Origin of the sequence: Binatus sp. (SeqCode) (assembly GCF_035272065.1) — a bacterium.
Lineage (GTDB): Bacteria > Desulfobacterota > Binatia > Binatales > Binataceae > Binatus.
This window is the reverse complement of record NZ_DATEQZ010000027.1, coordinates 1-18,086: the sequence shown is the minus strand read 5'-3', so window position 1 is coordinate 18,086 and position 18,086 is coordinate 1. Positions and strand designations below refer to the sequence as shown.

Genomic DNA, 18,086 nt, shown 5'->3' with positions numbered 1-18,086 from the left:
CGTCAATTGTAGCGCGCCTACGACGCCTGCTACTACGCGCCTGACACGGTCGCTATACTCCCTGCGTCAGAGGCCAATTTGTCCGAAGTCGCACCCAATCAGGATCGCATCGAACCGCTCGCGAAGCCGCGTCCCGGCCTTGGCGGATCCGGCGCGAGCCAGGCAGGCACGATCGCCGCAGGCGTCTTGCTCAGCCGCATCGCAGGTCTCGTCCGCGACAGCATCTTCGCGCATTTCCTCGGCGACTCGGCCACCGCCGACGCGTTCAAGGCGGGCTTTCGCATCCCGAACATTCTGCAGAACCTGTTCGGCGAAGGCGTTCTCTCCGCGTCGTTCATCCCCGTTTACGGAAAACTGCTGGGCGAGGGCGACCAGGAAACCGCCGACATGGTCGCCTGGGGCGTCGGCGCTATCATGACGCTCGGCGTATCGGTGCTGGTGGCGATCGGCGTGCTGGTGACGCCGTATCTTATCGACGTTATCGCACCAGGCTTCGAGGGTGACAAGCGCGAGTTGACGATTCAGATTGTGCGCATCCTGTTTCCCGGCGCCGGATTGCTCGTGATGTCGGCGTGGTTTCTCGGCGTGCTCAACAGCCATCACAAATTTTTCGTCTCGTACACCGCGCCGGTGGCGTGGAACGTCGCGATGATCGCGGCGCTGCTCTACTACGGCCCGCGCCGCTCGCAGGACGGCCTCGCGATCGCAATCTCGTGGGGCTCCGTCGTCGGCTCCGCGCTGCAAATCGCCGTGCAGGTTCCGCAAACGCTGGCCCTGCTCAGAAAGCATCGCATTGACTTCGCGCGCGTGGCCGCGCCACTACGCTCCGTCTTTCACAATCTCACACCCGTGGTCGTCAGCCGCGGCGTCGTCAATCTCAGTACTTACGTGGACAACATCCTGGCGAGCCTCTTGCCGACCGGCGCTGTCGCCGCGCTCAACTACGGCCAGTTGCTCTACATGGTGCCGATCAGCCTCTTCGGATATTCGGTCGCCGCCTCGGAATTGCCCGCGATGTCGCGCGCGGCGGGTGCGATGCCCGAGCAGATGAGCGCGATTCTGCGCACGCGACTCAACCGCGGTCTGCGCCAAATCGCATTCCTCGTCGTCCCGTCGTCCGCCGCCTTCCTGATTCTCGGCGACGTGATCGTCGCTATGATCTATCAATCCGGCGCGTTCACCCGGGCCGACGCGATTTACGTATGGGCCGTGCTCGCGGGCTCCGGGGTAGGGCTGCTCGCGGCCACGATGGGCCGGTTGTACAACTCGGCGTTCTACGCGCTGTTCGACACTCGCACGCCGCTTCGATTCGCAATAGTCCGCGTCGTGCTCACTCTCGTGCTCGGCTATCTGTGCGCGATTCCGCTCCCGCCCATGCTTGGAATCGCGCAGAAGTGGGGCGTCGCCGGATTGACGGTGTCGGCGGGCGTCTCCGGATGGGTCGAGTTCGCGCTGCTGAGATGGGCGCTGAACGGGCGCATCGGATGGACCGGGCTGGAGCGTTCGTTTCTGGCGAAGCTATGGGCACTGGCTCTGGGAGCGGCCGCCCTCGGTTTCTTCATGAAGCTTCAGATGGCGGGATTCGGGCCGCGTATCCAGGGGTTGGCGATCCTTTCGACCTACGGCGGACTTTATTTCTTCGGTGCCTGGATGCTCGCATTGCCGGAACTGAGGCAGTTCACCGATCAGATCACGCGCCGTTTTTCTCCGCGCGCGCCCTCGAACTCATCCGATCGATAGTCGCGCTGGTCGAGCGTCCGCCCAGAATCGGCGCCAGCGCTACTCTTCCTCCGCGTGACTCGACGAACGCCTGGCCGTCTACCTGTTTGCCGCGCCAGTCTTCGCCCTTGATCAGAACGTCGGGCTTGACCGCACGGATGATTTTCTCGGCGCGCGTTTCCTCGAATACAACTACGTAATCGACGGCCTCCAGCGCCGCCAAAATTCGCGCGCGCTCCGCCGCGGGATAGATCGGACGCCCAGCGCCCTTGAGCTGCCGCACGCTGCGATCGCTGTTGAGTCCGACCACCAGCACGTCGGCTTGCGCGCGCGCGAACGCGAGACTCTGGATATGGCCGGCGTGCAGCAGGTCGAAGCATCCGTTGGTGAATGCTATGCGCCGGCCGGCGCGACGCTCGTGATCCAGCGCCGCCTTGAGTTCGTCCGCCGAATGAATTTTGCGCTCGTAGCTGGCGTGCGCCGGACTCAGAGCGCGCGCCAGATCTTCGCGGGTGATCACTTCGGTGCCGATTCGCGTCACCTCGATACTCGCGGCCAGGTTCGCGATTGTCGCGGCCGACGAGAAGCCCAGTCCTGCGATCGAAAACATCCCGAACACGCTCAGCACCACGTCGCCCGCTCCCGTCACGTCGTAAACTTCGCGCGGCGCTGTCGAGACGTAGGTGTCTTTGCCGCCGCGCTCCGCCAGGTACATCCCGTCGCGATCGAGCGTTATCAGGCATGCTTCAAGGCCGAGCTTGCGCACGAGAGTCTCGGCCGCTTTGCGCCACGCGCCGCGGTCGGTGAGTCGCATCCCGGTCGCGACTTCGGTCTCGTGGCGATTCGGCGTAAGTGCGGTGGCGCCGCGATAGATCGAAAAGTCTTCCGTCCGGCGCGGATCGACTATCACCGGAATTCCGCGCGCCCGGCCGCCGTCGATCAGCGCCCTCAGCACGGCGGGCGTCAGCATCCCCTTGTCGATGTCCGAGATCAGCACGCCGTCGCAGTTGCGAAGTTCCGCCTTGAGGTGCGCGATCAGCTCGCGTTCGCGCTGCGGTTTGAGAGGGCTCGGGTCTTCCTCATCGACGCGCAGGAGTTGCTGGGTCGCGCGATGTGCCGCCTGCACCGAACCGAGCATTCGATCCTTGACGATAGTGGGGCGGTCAGGATCGATCAAAATCGAGCGCGTATCGATTCCGAGATCGGCAAAAATCTCGCGCAGCAGGCTGCCGTTGCGATCAGCGCCGACCACGCTGAGCGCGCTCACGTCCGCGCCGAGCGCGCGCAGGTTGGCCATCACGAAGCCCGCATTACCAGGTTTCTCCTCGCGCCGCTGCACGCGAAGAATCGGAATCGGCGCCTCTGGCGAGATCCGTGAGACGTCGCCCCAGATGTAGCGATCGAGGATCACTTCGCCCGCGACGAGCACGCGCAACGGCTTGAGCGCCGGCAGGCCGTGCTCGTGACGCGCTGACTCAGGATGCGCGGAAGAAGAGGGCGTTTTGCGTCGAGCCATGATGCGGCATCTTACGCCGCGACGCCGCCTGCGTTAAACCGCCTGTTCGAGTCGCTGGTCCAGTTCCGCGAGGCTCGCCAGGAACCACACTTCATTGCCGCGATTCGACTCGTTCACAAACGCTCGCAGAGCGGAGCTTCCAGCCAGGTGCCGGGAGATGTCGCCGACGATTGCGAGGCGCCGCCGATATTGAACAAATTTCTGGATCAGCTCGCCGGCGATGCGCGTCTTCAATCGGAAGAAGTCGTCGTCAAGGCACTCGACCGGAACCACGATCAGTGTGGCGCGATTCTCAAATGCCTTGCCGATCAGCTCGACAGCGTCGCTATAGGTTTGCAGCTTCGTTCCATCCGCCGCGCATTCGAGCACGCGCACGCCGCGCAGTTCGTAGAGTTTCGTCGATGGCATTGTTTCTCACCTGATCGCGTAGCCGCCGTCGACGAATACGGTCGAGCCAGTTACGAAGTCCGACGCGTGCGAGGCAAGAAATATCGCCGCACCCGCCATTTCCTCGGGCTTGCCGAAGCGGCCGGCCGGCGTGCGCATGATTATTTCCTGGAACATCGGTCCGCTCTGCGCGCCGACCGTCATGTCGGTATCGATCCATCCCGGCACGATCGCGTTGACCTGGATGTTGTGCGGCGCGAGTTCGATCGCCATCGTTTTGGTCGTTTGCACCAGCGCGCCTTTCGCCGCCGCGTAGGGAATTCCGCTCTGCGCGCCGAACCGCGAATACTCGCTCGCGATGTTGATAATCTTGCCGTGCTTGCGCGTGACCATCGACTGCGCCGCGATCTGCGACAGGAAAAAGCACGAGTTCAGGTTGGTCTCGATCACGCGATCCCAGTCCTCGGCACTGAACTTCAACGCGCTGCGCATGACCGCGATACCGGCGTTGTTGACGAGAATCGAGATCGGTCCCAGCTTGCGCTCGACTTCCTCCATTGCGGGGCGCAGGTCGTCGCGCCGCGTCACGTCGAGCTGAACAGCTATGGCAGGCACACCCGCCTTCGCGAGTTCGTCCACGACTGCGTGATTCTTTTTTTCGTTGCGCGCGAGTATCGCGACCGACGCGCCGGCCTCGGCAAATCCAAGCGCGATTCCACGCCCGATTCCGCCGTTGCCGCCCGTGACGACGGCGACCTCACCCTTCAAATCGAACATCTTTGGACTCGCCATTGCGCTTCTCCAATGCGAGCAGTTGGACAGCGAACGCTCACCGCTTCTATATTGGCGTTTCGCATGCGTCGCAACTGAACGCCATCAGCAGCGCGATTACCGACGAGGAAAAATCACGATGGGACTACGGACGGCTGAACAATATAAAAGCTCGCTGCGCGACGGCCGCGCGGTGTTTTTCAGGGGCGAAAAAGTCGCGGACGTAACGACGCATCCCGTTATCGGAATCGCGGTCGAGCACGCGGCGCTCGACTACCGGATGGCGCACGATCCCAAGTATCGCGAACTCGCCGTCGTCAAAGAGGGCGCCGACGAGTACAGCCGCTACTACCATATCCCGCAAAATGGCGACGACCTGCTCAAGCGCAGCGCGCTGATCGCGGCTGCTACGCGCGAGGGTGCCACGCTGGTCGTGCTGATCAAGGAAATCGGCACCGACGCTCTGCTCGCGCTGCACATTATCGGCGAGCGGCTCGCGGCCGCCGGCAAACCCGAGTATCGCGAGCGCATCCGCAAGTACTACCGTGAATGCCGCGACAACGATCTCGCTGTCGCCGTGGCGCAAACCGACGTCAAGGGCGATCGCGCGCTAGGCCCGACGCAGCAGAATCATCCGGACTACTACGTGCGAATCGTCGAGGAGCGTCCCGACGGCATCGTCGTGCGCGGCGCGAAGGTCCACACAAGCGTCTCGACCAATACTAATGAGGTGATAGTCCTGCCGACCCGCGCGATGCGCACCGAGGACAAGGCTTACGCGGTCGCGTTTGCGTTGCCGATCAACACGCCGGGGCTGAAGCTGCTCGCGTCGCCGCACGGAAGCTCGCACAAAAATGATTTCGAGCATCCGATCAGCGCGCGCCACAAAATGATGGAGACGCTGACGGTGTTCGACGACGTGTTCGTGCCCAGGGAGCGCGTGTTCATGCAAGGCGAGATCGATTTCGCCGGATTGCTCGCATTGACCTTTGTGCGATTCCATCGCTTCACCGCGGTGTCGTACAAACTGCCGCTGCTCGAGCTGATGGCGGGCGCGGGCCACGCGATCGCGGAGGCCAACGGGATCTCGCGCGCGGGTCATGTGCGCGACAAGCTTACGCATCTGGCGGCGTATCACACCACCGTGCGCGGACTGATAGAGCATGCCGCGCGCACTTGCACGCTCGAGGACGGCGTCGCGGTGCCGAACACGCTGCTAACCAACGTCGCCAAGTATCACTTCGCGCACAACTACCATCAGGCGGTGCAAATCGTGCAGGACCTCGCGGGCGGTCTGCTGGTGACCGGGCCGGCGGTTGAAGATCTCACGAGCGAGGCGACCCGCGCCTACGTGCTGAAATACATGGGTGGCGCGAAGGGCTTCGACTCCGAGAAACGTCTGCGGCTGCTGAACCTGATTGGCGATCTGACGTCGTCGGATTTCGGCGGCTACCAGGAAGTGCTCGCGGTACACGCCGAAGGCGGCTTCGAAGCCGAGAAGCTCCAAGCCTACCGCGAGTACGACTTCAAGACGGTCGCCGCCTACGCGCGCAAGCTCGCAGGAATCTGAGACCGGTGGAGGCGCTATCCCATGAGTTTCGCCGCGAACTCCACCAGGAGCTGTGTGAACAGCTTCGGGTCCTCGCCGTGCATCGAGTGCGGCATGTGCGGGAATGACCGGTAGTCGATCGGCTGGCCGGCCAGCTTGACCAGCTCGCATACACGCCTCGCCTGCACGTCCGAGGCGGCGCCCAGCAGGTAGCCGGCATCGTCATCGACGCGGCGGAAATGGTGCGTGTACAACACCGGGCATTTGACGCTTGCCAACATCCGCGCGTGATCGCACCTCGCGAATACGGAACCTTCCCAAAAGGCGCGCGCCCACTCAGGATCGTATTCCTTCATCCGCTGCGGAATTTGGCCGTCGGCACTGAACATCATCGGCACGATCGCGCGCGACAGCCAATCGGGCAGCTCCGTGTTGGCAGCTTCGAGCATTCCGGACCAATCGCCCACGCTCCATTGGTCGCCAAGGTATTTGCTCATCAGCGCAAAAATCGGTCCGATCGACTGACGGATGGATGGTCCACAAGAAGTGTTGACCTCCGAGGAGAACAGCGGCGGGTCTTCGTAGACTGCGCCGCGGATCGTGCCGGGCATTGCGTGCGCTGAAAGCCACGCGGAGATCACGCCTCCCGACGAGAGCCCGCTGACGATCACGGGTCGCCCGATTGCCAGCGCGATGAACCGCACCAAGTCGTTGCCGAAGTTGTCGACGGTGTAACGTCCCGGCGTCCTGCTCGATCTTCCCTGCCCCCGCAGGTCGACCGCGAACGCCTGGAAATGCTCGCGCAGCAGGCCTAGCGCCTGCTCATAGCCCCACCACGATTCTGTCTGCCCCGGGATCAGCAACAACGCCGGCTTGTCGGACTCGCCCGCCACTGCGTAGTTGATTACCGCCTCGCCGGTGTCGATCGTCTTTTCAGTAAGGGCGTGACTGACATAGGTCTCCGCCGGGTGGTCGGGGCCGAAGCGAAGCAAGCTCATGGTTTGCTCTTTATCTCTCGCAGTCTTGGAGAGAGCGCTTACTTTTCGGTGCGCAGCTCGACGGTGTTGCCGTCGGGATCTACGATCCAGAGTTGACGGCCGGCGCCCATGTTCGGGCCTTCGAGAAACTCGATTCCCATTTCCTTGAGCGTGCGCTTGGTTTCGTCGAAGTCTTCGACATCGAACGCGACGTGCGCGCCGAGTGGGTCGGGCTTCTGACCACGGTTCTCGCTCGAGATGATATGCAGCGCGTTGTTGCCGATCCCGTACCACGCGCCGCCGAAGCCGAAGTTCGGCCGCGGAATCCGCTTCAAGCCGACCACGTTTTCGTAAAATGCCGTCGCCTTCTCGACATCGCTGACGCGAAATGCCGCATGATTGAACGCCTTCAACTTGATCATGGTGGGTTCTCCATCGCCTGGAAATTTCTAATGCAGTTCGCCGCCGCCCGCGACGTTGATCGTCTCGCCGGTAATGTTTTCCGCGCGGCACAGATAGACCACCGCGTCGCCGATATCGGCCGGCGTCTGCTCGCGCTTCAAGAACGTGTTGCGCGCGATATATTCGTCGAACGCCGCTTCGCGATTCACCCCGTACTGAACGCCGATCATCGGATCGAGCACGTCAGTCCACATCGCAGTGCGCAGAAATCCGGGGCATACCGCGTTGACGCGGATGTTCACCGGGCCGAGTTCTTCCGCGAGCGCTTGCGTGAAGCCGACCACCGCGAACTTGCTCGCGCAATACGCAGACGCGCCGCCGTGACCGGTCTTGCCCGCCACCGACGCGATATTCACGATCGCGCCTTCGCTACGCGTTGCCATGTGCGGGATACAAGCCTTCGCGCACAGGAACGGACCCTTGGCATTCACCGCCATCACGCGGTCCCACGCGGCTTCGGCGAAATCGCTCACGGGACCGACCGCGATGATGCCGGCGTTGTTCACGAGGATGTCGATCGCGCCAAGTTTCGCGACGACTTCCGACGCCATCCGTTCCAGATCCGCCAACCGCGTCACGTCCGCCAGGATCGGAATCGCTTTCACGCCCAATCCCTTCACCTCTTCGACCGTGCGATTCAGTTCGTTTTGCGCGGCGAGATTGTAGGTCAGCGCGGGGTCGGCCGGACTGCCGAGATCGACCAGCGCGACGTTTGCGCCGGCAGCCGCCAGCTTCAGCGCAATTCCGCGCCCGATTCCCCGCGCGGCGCCTGTGACGATTGCGTTCTTGCCCTTAAGTTCCATTCGATTCTCTCTAGCACGACCAGCGACGACGGCGGTAAGCGCCTACTCGAACGCGTTCTCGCCGGTGATGTCGCGGCCGAGGATCAACGTATGCACGTCGAACGTCCCCTCGTAGGTGTTCACCGTCTCCAGGTTCAGCATGTGGCGGATGACGGGATACTCGTTCACTATCCCGTTGGCGCCCAGCATGTCGCGAGCATCACGCGCGATTTTAAGCGCCTCGTTGACGTTATTTCTCTTGGCGAAAGATACGTGCTCCGGGCGCATCTTGCCCGCGTCCTTCAGATGCGCGAGGCGCAGGCAAACCATCTGAGCCTTGGTGATCTCGGTCAGCATCTTCACCAGCTTCGCCTGCACCAGTTGATAGCCTGCCAACGGCCGCGAAAATTGTTTGCGCGATTTCGTGTAATCCAACGCGCAATGGAAGCACGAACGCGCCGCGCCGATCGCGCCCCAAGCGATTCCGTAGCGCGCCTGCGTCAGGCATCCGAGCGGACCCTTCAGCCCGCGCGCTTTTTCCAGATGAGCCGTTTTCGGAATTCGCACATCTTCCAAAATCAGTTCCGACGTGATCGACGCGCGCATCGAAAATTTTCCGTGGATGTCGCGGGTCGAGAATCCCGGCGTCCCCTTCTCGACCAGGAACCCGGTTATGCCTTCATCGACCTTCGCCCACACGATCGCGACGTCGGCGATCGAGCCGTTTGTGATCCATCGTTTGGTCCCGTTGAGAATCCATCCGTCGCCGTCACGCCGCGCCCGCGTTTCCATCCCGCCTGGGTCCGAGCCGTGGTCCGGCTCGGTCAGCCCGAAGCATCCGATCAATTTTCCCTTGGCCATTTCCGGCAAGTAGCGTTGCTTCTGTTCCTCATTGCCGTTTGCATAAATCGCGTACATCGAAAGCGCGCTTTGCACCGACGCGAACGACCGCAAGCCCGAGTCTCCGGCCTCCAGCTCCTGCATGATCAGGCCGTAGGCTACGTTATTCATGCCCGCGCATCCGTAGCCCTTCAGATTAGCTCCGAACATCCCAAGCTCGGCCATTTGCGGTACAAGATGCATTGGGAAGGTTTCACTCGCAAAATTGCGCTCGATCAGCGGCAGAATCTCGCGGTCGACGAAACGTTTAGCCGTGTCGCGGGCCATCCGCTCTTCGTCGGTCAGCAGCTCGTCCAGGTGAAAAAAGTCGAGGTCTCTTAATAAATCCGACATCTTGCACTCCGTGCGATTTCTGAAGGGGCGTCTTAGTCTGAGTCCGAGGCGGCCACCGTCGAGATTCCGTCCAAGTTGATTGTTCTTTCTATGACCAAAGCTGTATTCCCGGTACTCCCCCCTCTTGACCGGCGTGCGTTTGTTCCGCAGGCTCATTTGGGGCCGGAAATTTTCTTATCACAGCTACTAGTTGCCTCAGATTCCGGTATCACGTAGCCTTATACGTCAAGCCAACAATATGCACATCGAAACGCTAAAGGTCTTCTGCGACATAATCGAGAGCGGAAGCTTTTCTTATGCCGCGTCGCAAAACTTCGTCACTCAATCGGCGGTCAGCCAGCAGGTCCGAAGCCTGGAAGAGAAGTACGACTGCCGATTGATAGAACGCGGACGAGCCGGAGTCAAACCCACGCCGGCCGGGCAGATTCTGTACACCGCGAGCAAGGAAATCGTGCGCCGATTTTTAGAGCTGGAAAACCGGCTGCGCGAGATTGGCTCGGTGGTTGCGGGCTCGATTCGCGTCGGCACCGTTTACAGCGTCGGCCTGCACGAATTGCCGCCGTACCTGACCGAATTTCTGCGCAACTATCCGGCCGTCAACGTGCATCTCGAGTATCTGCGCTCGAACAAAATCTACGAAGACCTGATCGAAGGTAAAGTCGATCTCGGCGTCGTTGCCTATCCGGCCAAGCGCAGTCAGATCGTCTCGGTCCCGTTTCGCCACGACGAACTCGTGCTCGCGGTGCCGCCCGACAATCCGCTCGCCAAGCACACGAAGGTGAGTGTCGGACAGTTGGCGGGTCAGAAATTCGTCGGCTACGAGCGCGACATCCCGACCCGCAAGGCTTCCGATAAAATCCTGCGCGAGCACGGCGTCAAGCCGACCTACGCGCTCGAATTCGACAACATCGAGACTATCAAGCGCGCCGTCGAGATTGGGCTCGGATGCGCGATTGTGCCGCGGATGACGGTCGAGAACGAGGTCGCGCGCGGCACGCTGCGGATGCTCGAGTTTCAGGAAGGCACCTTTCTCCGTCCGCTCGCGATTATCTACAAGCGCGGCCGCGAGCTTTCGCCCGCAGTGCGCAAGTTTATCGAGGTGCTGACGACCAGCAACATCGTGCCTCGGGCTCGCGGGGACAAGACGGGCGACAAGCCCGAGCGCCCGGCCCGCGGAGAGCGCGCTGAACGCAGCAGCGACTCGAGCAGCGAGAAGGCGGAGAAGACGGCGTAGCCGGGCTCGATAGCATTGACAAAGACGGCCGGGTTGTAAGACTCGGCCGTTTTTGTTTTCCAGATATGTGCTACAGAGAAGCGCTATGACCCCGGAAGCGAAGACCATTCTCGATTCGATTCGCGATCTCGCGCCGTCCATCAGCAAACGCAGCGCGGAGCTCGACGCCGGCCGCCGGCTTCCGCTCGATCTGCTCGCGCAACTTACCGCCGCCGGATGCTTCCGGATGTTCGTGCCGAAAAGTCACGCTGGTCTCGACATCGACGTGCCCGCCAGCATGGAGATCATCGAGACGATTGCCACCGCCGACGGTTCCACCGGATGGGTCGTGATGATCGGGTCGGAGACCCCGATGCTGCTGGCGCTCCTCTCCCGCAAGCACTTCGATCGCCTCTACGCCAACGGCCCCGACGTGATAATCGCGGGCGCTTTCGCGCCTCGGGGGCAGGCCGAGGTGATCGACGGCGGCTATCGCGTCAGCGGTCGATGGGGATTCGCCAGCGGATGCCAGCATAGCCAGTGGCTGTTCGGTAACTGCGTCGTGACGGAAAATGGACGTCCGCGTCCGGGCCTGATACCCGGATCACCCGAGGTGCGCGCGATGATGTTCGCGCCGGCGAAAGCGCAAATCATCGACACCTGGTCGGTGAACGGTTTGCGCGGGACCGGCAGCCACGACATCGCGGTGGAAAATGTCGTGGTACCGGCGGACGACAGCTTCGATATCTTCCTTGGCCAGTCGTCGATTCCGGGTCCCTCGATGGCGGAGCCGCTGCTCTACGCCGCGTTGCACATCGGCGCGGTAGCGATCGGGATTGCGCAGCGCGCGATTACCGAGGTCGTCGCATTGGCGAACACCAACAAGCGCCGCCTCTATGCGAGCGCGTCGCTGGCCGAGAGTCCGCTCTTTCAGTATCGAGTAGGACACGCCGACGCGAGTCTGCGCGCCGCCCGCAACCTTCTGCGCAACCAGGCGGACGCCGTGTGGAATTCCGCAGTTAGCGGGAATCCAGTTTCACTGGAAAACCGCGCGCCGGTGATGGCCGCGATCACGTGGGCCGTCGCGACGTGCGCCGCCGCCGTCGTCGATTCCTGCTACAAGGCGGGCGGCGGGACGTCGCCGTACGACAGTTCCCCGCTCCAACGATGCATGCGCGACATTCAAACGCTGACGCAGCACGCCGCAGTCGCGGAGTCATGGCTGACGACAGCCGGCGCAACAATCCTGGGCCGCCCAAGCGGTTTCAGCGTCTAGCCGCTTAACACTGGGTGCAGGGGTCACCCCCTGCCCAAGAAACGTGAAACCCACGGTGGGTTTCACATTAGATTGAATTCTTCCCTTGACGCAGACGATCACATCGGCGGCTTCTGATATCCGCCGAGCGCGGTCTCCGCCGCTTTGGCGACCGCGAGCACGGTCTCCTCGCCGAATGCGCGCCCGACTATCTGCAAGCCGATCGGCAGCCCCTCGCGATCTTTTCCGCATGGCACGACGACGCCCGGCAGTCCCGCGCAGTTGACCCACCCGACGGGCCAGCTCGCAAGGATGTACGGATATTTCTTTCCGTCGATTTCGACCTCGTTTGCGCCATGCTTGAACGCAGTCACGCAGAACGTCGGGCCGAGAATGATCGGGTAGCGTTCCATGAACTCCGCGAGCTGCACGCGCCACGCGTCGCGTGCCATTGCGATCTTGAAGAACTCGGCCGCCGACTTTCCTTCACCCGCGACAAGGAAATTTCGCAGCCGCTCGCGCGCGAGTTTCAGGCCTTCGCCAAGCGCCTCCGCCACCAGCTGATTTCCGTCGGCGCCATTGTATTCCCAAAACAGGCGCTCGCCGTCGTCGATCGGCGGCTTCACGGCTTCGACGACGATTCCCATCTTCTGCAGCTCGCGGCCGGCGCGCTCGATCGCGGCGCGAATATCGGACGCGACCGGAGCGTCGCATGCGTCGGTAAAGATCGCGCATCGAATCTTTTTCAGATCGACTTTCTCCGGGTGCGCGTCCACGGTCGGCACCGTGTACGGCCAACTCGGATGCGGCCCTTTCACGATATTGTAGGCGAGCGTGAGGTCGTCCACGTAGCGCGCCATCGGACCGATCGTCCCCATGTGCGCGATCGGTGGCGGCTGAGCAACGCTCGGAGGCATGTGGCCACTGACGGGAATCGTACCCCACGTCGGCTTGAGCCCGACGATTCCGCAGAAATGCGCCGGCACGCGGATCGATCCGCGCAGATCGGAGCCAAGCCCAAGCGGCGACATTCCGGTCGCGAGCGCTGCCGCCTCGCCGCCGCTCGAGCCGCCCGGGACGCGCTCCCGATTCCACGGATTGTTGGTCTGTCCGAAAACCGGATTGTCGCAGTCGTAATTCATCGTCATCTCGGGCGTATTGGTTTTCCCGATGACGATCGCGCCGGCCGCGCGCAGCCGCGCGACCGTGGGCGCATCCTGCTTCGCCACATGATGCTCGAACATTTTCATGCCCCAGGTCGAGCGCACGCCCGCGGTGATTATCGAATCCTTGATAGTGATCGGCAGCCCTTCGAGCGGGCGAACCTCCCCTTTCCCTGACAAACGCCGATCGGACTCCTCGGCCTCACGCCCCGCGCGGTCCTCGACAAGAGTGACGACGGCATTGAGCCCGTGGTTCACCGTCTCGATCCGCTCGATAAAAGCGTCAACCATTTCGACCGAAGAAACGTCGCGCGCCCGCAGCATCGCGGCCAGCCGCTGAGCCGGAGCGAAAAAGAGCTCGTCAGAAAATGCCATGAAAGATTACCTCGCCTGACTCAGGAAATAGCATCGCGCCCGCGCTATTGCACGTGCGGGCACCCTTCGTACCCACGCGCGGCGCGAGTTTGCATCGATGCCAGAATGCCACTTATGCGTAGAGACGCGGTGCGTCGGTCGTGTACGGATTATTCGCGCTTTTGGGGCTATAGGGGCTGCCATAGCGGCCGTAGGGGTTGTTGACGCTGTTGGGATTGTAAGGGCTGCCCGCTCCGTAGGGGTTGCTGGTGGAGTCCGGCCCGTACGTCTGCGTATCGAGGGCAGTGAATAGATAGTTGCCGCTCCGCTCGCTTCGCTCTTTGACTATGGTAACATTTATGTTACCATAGCGTACGGCTGACGTTCGAGAATATCTTGATTCTCGAGGCCGCAGTCCGTACGCGCAATGGTTCGACAGCGTCAACGCCGCGGCGGCCGCAAGAATAGCGACGGCGTTGACGCGCATCGCAGCGGGAAATTTCTCGAACGTCCGGGGTGTCGGCCCCGGGGTCTTCGAATACAATCTCGATTTTGGTCCCGGCTATCGGATTTATTTCGGTAGAGACCGCGAAACGCTTGTCATCCTGTTGGGTGGCGGTACGAAGAAGCGCCAACAGCGCGACGTCAATACTGCTCTTGCCAACTGGCAGGATTACAAGAGAAGAAAATAGGAGAAGCAGCCATGCCTTTGACTCGCGATTTTAAAGAAACGATTTGCGCTCGCGTCCAGCGTGATCCGAAGTTCCGAAAGGAACTTCTTCGCGAAGGCGTCGAAGCAATGCTCGCCGGCGACGTAACCACGGCGAAGACCATCCTGCGCGATTACATCAACGCGACCATGGGATTCACGGATCTGGCCGAAGCGGCGCGCATCCCTTCCAAGAGCCTTATGCGGATGCTCGGACCGGCAGGCAACCCACGCGCCGACAATCTCTTCGAGATAGTCAGCTTCCTCCAGCGCCGCGAAGGTGTGCGCTTCGAGATCAAGGCCGCGCGCGCTGCATCGCGGCGAGCCGGTGAGACCGGAGCGAAGAAGAGATCGCCGGAAAGTGGCGTGAGATTAAAACGGCCGCCCGCAACGCCGTCTGCTTAAGTCGCGGCAAATTTCTGAGCCGCGCGCTTAGGTATGCGCAGGGGCGCTACTTCAACGCGGCGCGCAGCCGGTCGCGATCGAATCCCGCGATCATCTCTTTGCCCGCGATCACTATCGGACGCTTGATTAGATTCGGCTCTTTCGCCATCAGAGCTAACGCCTGCTGGGGCGTGAGCGATTTGCCCGCGAGCCCCATCGTCTTGAATGCGGGGCTGCGCGGGTTGAGAAAATCGCGCGGGTCGCGGCCTGCGAATAGTTCCTTCAGTTCCGATGCACTGAGAGGAACCTTCGCGTAGTCGCGCTCGTCAAGCTCGACGCCGAGATCCTTACGCAAGAAACTTCTTGCGTCGCGGCAAGTCGTTCAGGTCGATTTCCAAATAAAACGGATCTTCTTCATGCGCGACTCTCCATATCGCGCTGACCTTACACTATTACTCGACATTCGAGCCTGATGCCGATCCGGGCGCGGGCCCGGCGCCATGATCGAGCGGCTGGCCGCTAGCCGACGATGACGATGCAGTCGCGGACGAGCCTGTGCCCGACGGCGGTAGCGGCGTTATCGGCGCTATGCCACCCGAGCTCGCGGTCGTGGTCGTCATCGTGCCCGACGATGAACTCGTCGCGGGCGGCGGCACGTTGGGCGGAGTGTCGGTCGGCCCGCTGAAATTGATCGGCTGCTGGCCCGAGAGCATTTGCGGGGTCACGACGTAATCGCCGCCAAGCGAGCTGCGCCACACCGTGTTCGCCGCCTGCGAATTGCCGGCAGTTATCAGGTATGTTCCGCCGCCAACCACGCCGCCGACCACCGCGTAAACCAGCTTGGCCGGGATATAGAGAACATTGCAGAGCAGGGCGCCCGCGCCGTAGCCCGCGCCAGGCCAGTTGACGCTATTGTCCGGCGGTTGCGGGACTTGCGTCTGCGTCGCGGCGCCTGCGGGTTGGGTCTGAGCCGCGGCGTATTCAGCGAGCGGACCGGCCGGCATCGCGAGCATCACCGACAATCCAAGTGCGACCACTGCGAATCTGAAACTTCCTTTCTTCATGATTACCTCCACCACCACCTCGGGCGTAAATTGCTACTCCGTCCTGACCACCGCCTCGGCCGGCAGCAGTCCCATCAGATGACGAAACGCGCGCTCGAGGTAGTCAGCGTTCTTCGACTCGAGCGTTAACTTCACGCGGTAATCGGGATCTCCGATCCGCGGATACGAACCCAGCATCAACTCCGGAAAATTGCGCATGCAGTCGTTCAGGTACTCGGCGATTACGCCTTCGTGCGCGCTCAGGTAGATTGCGCGCATGAAAAATGGGTCGGTCGCAAAGCGGCTGCTCAGCGCGCGCAGCTTGGCCTCGAATAGTTGCGGAATACCCGGCAGCACATACACGTTTTCGATTTGCACGGTCGGAAACCGGATGTCACCCGCGTCGTTGAGCACCGCGCCCTCCGGCACTTGGGCCATTCTCAGGCCCGCGTCGAGCGAGCGCTCCCGGAAATGCTCGCGGACGAGGGTCTCGAGCGCGGGATTCATCACGAGGCGCCGTTTGAACGCGCGCGCGACCCCTTCCATCGTGAGATCGTCATGCGTCGGGCCGACGCCGCCCGACGTGATCACGAAATCGAAGTTGCGCGAGCAGTACGCGACTTCGCCGGCAATCACATCGAGTTCATCGGGAATGGTTGCGATGCGCGCGAGCGCGACGCCAATCTTGCGCAGCTCGCGAGCCGCGAAGTACGCGTTCGAGTCCTGAACCTTGCCGGAAAGGATTTCGTTTCCCACCACCACCAGCGCGCAACTGCGTTCTCGCATTCGACTTGCAGTCTCCTTGCGCGATCCGCCTCAACCGCCATTATCGCAAGCGGCGCCTATCAGCGGCAATGGGGTAGATAAAGAATACTTACGACGGGCCGACGTCGGGCGCCGACGCCTCGATAAACTCCTTCAGCCGCCGCTTGAGCCGCGTTTCGATCTGGCGGACGCGCTCGCGGCTGATTCCGAAGCGCGCGCCGATCACCTGCAGCGTCTCGGGATCCTCGGCCAGCAGCCGCGCCTTGAAAATCTCCAGCTCCTTGCCCGCGAGCGTCGCCGCGAACTGCTCGACCTTGTCGTGGGCGAAGTCGCGCCATTCGCGGTCAGCAGTTTCGGTCTCCGGGTTGTGCCCCGCGTCGGGAATCACGTCGAGCAGCCGCGTATCGTTGTCGTCGCCGGCCCCAGTCGGCTGATCGAGCGACACCTCGCTCTGCCCCATCCGCTCCTGCATCTCGCGCACGTCGCTTTCCCGCACGCCCATCCGATGCGCCAGTAGCAGCGGCTGCGGCTTGAAGCCTTCGCGCTCGAGCCGTTCGGTCTCCTTGCGCAGATTGAAGAACAGTTTGCGCTGCGCCTGCGTCGTGCCGATTTTCACCAGCCGCCAGTTGTTGATCAGGTAGCGGTAGATGTACGCGCGCACCCACCACACCGCGTACGACGGAAAGCGGATTCCATGTTCGGGGTCGAAATTCTTGACCGCTTCCATCAGGCCGACGTTGCCCTCCTGTATAAGGTCGAGCACGTTTTTGGTCGCGCGCGCGAACTCGAACGCCAGTTTAACGACCAGGCGCAGGTTGGCGGTGACCAACCGGTAAGCGTCCTCCGGATCCTTGTCCCTGACGTAGCGCCGCGCGATCACCGCCTCCTCCTCGCGCGACAGCAGCGGGAAGCGCCGAATCTCGGTGAGATAGCGGCCGAGAGGGTCGGTGGCAACAAGCGCGCTGCTTTCTTTGGCGGCCTTAGCCTCGGCGATATCCTGCTCGGATTCCGCCGCCGCTTCTTCATCGGTGCTTTCTACTGGACGAAACTCGGAGACTTCGATTGCCGCGTCCTCGGGCGCAACTTCACCGCCGATGCCGGCTTCAGCGCCGAGCTCCAACTCGGAGTCTTCAGCTACGAGCGGCTCGGCGATCGCGCGCCCGCGACGAGCCTCGCCGCCGGCTTTGCCAGCGCGCTTAGCTTTCGTCGCGCGCTTGGGACGTATCGGTTTACCGGGTTTGCGCGCCACAGTATGGCTCCAGCTTCACCACATGCTGGCACGTGATGCGGACACCAGTGCTCGAGCCGTCGGCGGCGAGGAGCGGTGTCGGTTCTTGTCGGCTCGATCGCGCCTGGTCAGGCGTCGGGTTCTTCGATCGTGACCTTTCCGGCGGCGATTTCGCGCAACGCCGTCACTACTTCCTTGTTGTCCGATTCCACCAGTGGCCGCGCGCCCTTGAGCAGTTGTTTGGCGCGCCGCGCCGCGCCGAGCACGAGCTCGAAGCGGTTGGGGATGTTTTCCAGGCAATCTTCAACGGTAATTCGTGCCATTAGGCATCAATTGTCCGGTGCGCCGCCTCTCTTGTCAACGCAGCAGTTGGTGACCCCCGCACGCAGTATCAAGATAAGAAAGGTTTGGCCCTTTCTTACCTCGCCCGTTACTTACGGGAGAGCGACTGTGGTTGGAGTCAAGATAGGCGCGCTATCCAACCCACCCTCATCAAGGGGTTGAGAGGGTAGGTTGGATAGCGCTGTAGGTTTCAGGTGTGACATGGAGGACTCCATGGGGTTTGGGTTTTGAGCA

General features: G+C 62.1%; 17 protein-coding genes and 2 pseudogenes. 6 read left to right on the top strand and 13 right to left on the bottom strand.

Features of this window, described 5'->3' with window-relative positions:
• Positions 1-78 precede the first annotated feature (78 nt).
• Positions 79-1,740: a murein biosynthesis integral membrane protein MurJ gene (murJ, locus tag VJX68_RS04290; RefSeq protein ID WP_324094420.1), complete on the top strand. Its 1,662-nt coding sequence runs from the start codon at positions 79-81 to the stop codon at positions 1,738-1,740.
• On the opposite strand, the gene VJX68_RS04285 is transcribed toward murJ, so the two are convergent.
• Genes VJX68_RS04285 through VJX68_RS04275 form a run of 3 tightly spaced genes read right to left on the bottom strand, consistent with a single transcriptional unit; the run spans position 1,691 to position 4,414 of the window.
• Positions 1,691-3,235 carry a bifunctional heptose 7-phosphate kinase/heptose 1-phosphate adenyltransferase gene (locus tag VJX68_RS04285; RefSeq protein WP_324094419.1) on the bottom strand — a complete coding sequence of 515 codons (1,545 nt, stop codon included), beginning with the start codon at positions 3,233-3,235 and terminating at the stop codon, positions 1,691-1,693. The genes murJ and VJX68_RS04285 overlap by 50 nt on opposite strands.
• Positions 3,236-3,268: 33 nt before the next feature.
• Positions 3,269-3,643 (bottom strand): DUF4180 domain-containing protein, encoded by a 375-nt coding sequence (locus VJX68_RS04280; protein WP_324094418.1) that lies wholly within the window; start codon positions 3,641-3,643, stop codon positions 3,269-3,271.
• Between the two features lie 6 nt (positions 3,644-3,649).
• On the bottom strand, positions 3,650-4,414 hold the full coding sequence (locus VJX68_RS04275) for an SDR family NAD(P)-dependent oxidoreductase (protein WP_324094417.1): 765 nt from the start codon (positions 4,412-4,414) through the stop codon (positions 3,650-3,652).
• A 118-nt stretch (positions 4,415-4,532) separates the two neighbouring features.
• Here VJX68_RS04275 and VJX68_RS04270 point away from each other — a divergent pair, with 118 nt between their 5' ends.
• A complete protein-coding gene (locus VJX68_RS04270) occupies positions 4,533-5,963 on the top strand; it encodes a 4-hydroxyphenylacetate 3-hydroxylase N-terminal domain-containing protein (RefSeq protein ID WP_324094416.1) in 1,431 nt (476 codons plus the stop codon).
• A 14-nt stretch (positions 5,964-5,977) separates the two neighbouring features.
• Here the strand turns inward: VJX68_RS04270 and VJX68_RS04265 are convergent, their stop codons facing one another.
• From VJX68_RS04265 to VJX68_RS04250, 4 genes are read right to left on the bottom strand one after another with little or no spacing between them, the layout of a single operon-like run.
• On the bottom strand, positions 5,978-6,940 hold the full coding sequence (locus tag VJX68_RS04265; RefSeq protein ID WP_324094415.1) for an alpha/beta fold hydrolase: 963 nt from the start codon (positions 6,938-6,940) through the stop codon (positions 5,978-5,980).
• A gap of 38 nt (positions 6,941-6,978) precedes the next feature.
• Positions 6,979-7,341, bottom strand: a complete 363-nt coding sequence (locus tag VJX68_RS04260) for a VOC family protein (protein ID WP_324094414.1) — start codon at positions 7,339-7,341, stop codon at positions 6,979-6,981.
• 27 nt (positions 7,342-7,368) lie between these two features.
• Positions 7,369-8,184 (bottom strand): SDR family NAD(P)-dependent oxidoreductase, encoded by an 816-nt coding sequence (locus tag VJX68_RS04255; RefSeq protein ID WP_324094413.1) that lies wholly within the window; start codon positions 8,182-8,184, stop codon positions 7,369-7,371.
• 42 nt (positions 8,185-8,226) lie between these two features.
• Positions 8,227-9,396 carry an acyl-CoA dehydrogenase gene (locus tag VJX68_RS04250; RefSeq protein WP_324094412.1) on the bottom strand — a complete coding sequence of 390 codons (1,170 nt, stop codon included), beginning with the start codon at positions 9,394-9,396 and terminating at the stop codon, positions 8,227-8,229.
• Positions 9,397-9,634: 238 nt separating this feature from the next.
• On the opposite strand from VJX68_RS04250, the gene VJX68_RS04245 reads away from it, so the two are divergent.
• Both VJX68_RS04245 and VJX68_RS04240 read left to right on the top strand, forming a co-directional pair.
• Positions 9,635-10,630: a LysR family transcriptional regulator gene (locus VJX68_RS04245; RefSeq protein ID WP_324094411.1), complete on the top strand. Its 996-nt coding sequence runs from the start codon at positions 9,635-9,637 to the stop codon at positions 10,628-10,630.
• Between the two features lie 85 nt (positions 10,631-10,715).
• Positions 10,716-11,885 (top strand): acyl-CoA dehydrogenase family protein, encoded by a 1,170-nt coding sequence (locus tag VJX68_RS04240; protein ID WP_324094410.1) that lies wholly within the window; start codon positions 10,716-10,718, stop codon positions 11,883-11,885.
• 98 nt (positions 11,886-11,983) lie between these two features.
• Here VJX68_RS04240 and VJX68_RS04235 read toward each other — a convergent pair whose 3' ends face one another.
• Positions 11,984-13,402, bottom strand: a complete 1,419-nt coding sequence (locus VJX68_RS04235) for an amidase (protein WP_324094409.1) — start codon at positions 13,400-13,402, stop codon at positions 11,984-11,986.
• Between the two features lie 359 nt (positions 13,403-13,761).
• Here VJX68_RS04235 and VJX68_RS04230 point away from each other — a divergent pair.
• Together VJX68_RS04230 and VJX68_RS04225 are read left to right on the top strand one after the other, a co-directional pair.
• Positions 13,762-14,073 (top strand): annotated as a pseudogene (locus VJX68_RS04230) (type II toxin-antitoxin system RelE/ParE family toxin); the annotation flags it as partial.
• Positions 14,074-14,084: 11 nt separating this feature from the next.
• Entirely contained in the window at positions 14,085-14,495 is a 411-nt protein-coding gene (locus VJX68_RS04225; protein ID WP_324094408.1) for a helix-turn-helix domain-containing transcriptional regulator, read from the top strand.
• Between the two features lie 46 nt (positions 14,496-14,541).
• On the opposite strand, the pseudogene VJX68_RS04220 reads toward VJX68_RS04225, so the two are convergent.
• The 5 genes and pseudogenes from VJX68_RS04220 to rpoZ form a co-directional block, all read right to left on the bottom strand.
• Positions 14,542-14,844 (bottom strand): annotated as a pseudogene (locus VJX68_RS04220) (arsenate reductase family protein); the annotation flags it as partial.
• 82 nt (positions 14,845-14,926) lie between these two features.
• Positions 14,927-15,538 (bottom strand): hypothetical protein, encoded by a 612-nt coding sequence (locus VJX68_RS04215; RefSeq protein WP_324094407.1) that lies wholly within the window; start codon positions 15,536-15,538, stop codon positions 14,927-14,929.
• A 33-nt stretch (positions 15,539-15,571) separates the two neighbouring features.
• The gene (locus VJX68_RS04210) at positions 15,572-16,303 is read right to left on the bottom strand and encodes a competence/damage-inducible protein A (protein WP_324094406.1); all 732 of its coding nucleotides are present in this window, start codon (positions 16,301-16,303) and stop codon (positions 15,572-15,574) included.
• A gap of 88 nt (positions 16,304-16,391) precedes the next feature.
• The gene (locus tag VJX68_RS04205; protein ID WP_324094405.1) at positions 16,392-17,531 is read right to left on the bottom strand and encodes an RNA polymerase factor sigma-32; all 1,140 of its coding nucleotides are present in this window, start codon (positions 17,529-17,531) and stop codon (positions 16,392-16,394) included.
• Between the two features lie 107 nt (positions 17,532-17,638).
• Positions 17,639-17,833, bottom strand: a complete 195-nt coding sequence (gene rpoZ, locus VJX68_RS04200) for a DNA-directed RNA polymerase subunit omega (protein WP_324094404.1) — start codon at positions 17,831-17,833, stop codon at positions 17,639-17,641.
• Positions 17,834-18,086 lie beyond the last annotated feature (253 nt).

Bases quoted from the DNA above. Each gene is read 5' to 3' on its own strand.
- VJX68_RS04285 (WP_324094419.1), bottom strand. From the start codon at position 3,235: ATGGCTCGACGCAAAACGCCCTCTTCTTCCGCGCATCCTGAGTCAGCG.
- VJX68_RS04280 (WP_324094418.1), bottom strand. From the start codon at position 3,643: ATGCCATCGACGAAACTCTACGAACTGCGCGGCGTGCGCGTGCTCGAA.
- VJX68_RS04275 (WP_324094417.1), bottom strand. From the start codon at position 4,414: ATGGCGAGTCCAAAGATGTTCGATTTGAAGGGTGAGGTCGCCGTCGTC.
- VJX68_RS04270 (WP_324094416.1), top strand. From the start codon at position 4,533: ATGGGACTACGGACGGCTGAACAATATAAAAGCTCGCTGCGCGACGGC.
- VJX68_RS04265 (WP_324094415.1), bottom strand. From the start codon at position 6,940: ATGAGCTTGCTTCGCTTCGGCCCCGACCACCCGGCGGAGACCTATGTC.
- VJX68_RS04260 (WP_324094414.1), bottom strand. From the start codon at position 7,341: ATGATCAAGTTGAAGGCGTTCAATCATGCGGCATTTCGCGTCAGCGAT.
- VJX68_RS04255 (WP_324094413.1), bottom strand. From the start codon at position 8,184: ATGGAACTTAAGGGCAAGAACGCAATCGTCACAGGCGCCGCGCGGGGA.
- VJX68_RS04250 (WP_324094412.1), bottom strand. From the start codon at position 9,396: ATGTCGGATTTATTAAGAGACCTCGACTTTTTTCACCTGGACGAGCTG.
- VJX68_RS04245 (WP_324094411.1), top strand. From the start codon at position 9,635: ATGCACATCGAAACGCTAAAGGTCTTCTGCGACATAATCGAGAGCGGA.
- VJX68_RS04240 (WP_324094410.1), top strand. From the start codon at position 10,716: ATGACCCCGGAAGCGAAGACCATTCTCGATTCGATTCGCGATCTCGCG.
- VJX68_RS04235 (WP_324094409.1), bottom strand. From the start codon at position 13,402: ATGGCATTTTCTGACGAGCTCTTTTTCGCTCCGGCTCAGCGGCTGGCC.
- VJX68_RS04225 (WP_324094408.1), top strand. From the start codon at position 14,085: ATGCCTTTGACTCGCGATTTTAAAGAAACGATTTGCGCTCGCGTCCAG.
- VJX68_RS04215 (WP_324094407.1), bottom strand. From the start codon at position 15,538: ATGAAGAAAGGAAGTTTCAGATTCGCAGTGGTCGCACTTGGATTGTCG.
- VJX68_RS04210 (WP_324094406.1), bottom strand. From the start codon at position 16,303: ATGCGAGAACGCAGTTGCGCGCTGGTGGTGGTGGGAAACGAAATCCTT.
- rpoZ (WP_324094404.1), bottom strand. From the start codon at position 17,833: ATGGCACGAATTACCGTTGAAGATTGCCTGGAAAACATCCCCAACCGC.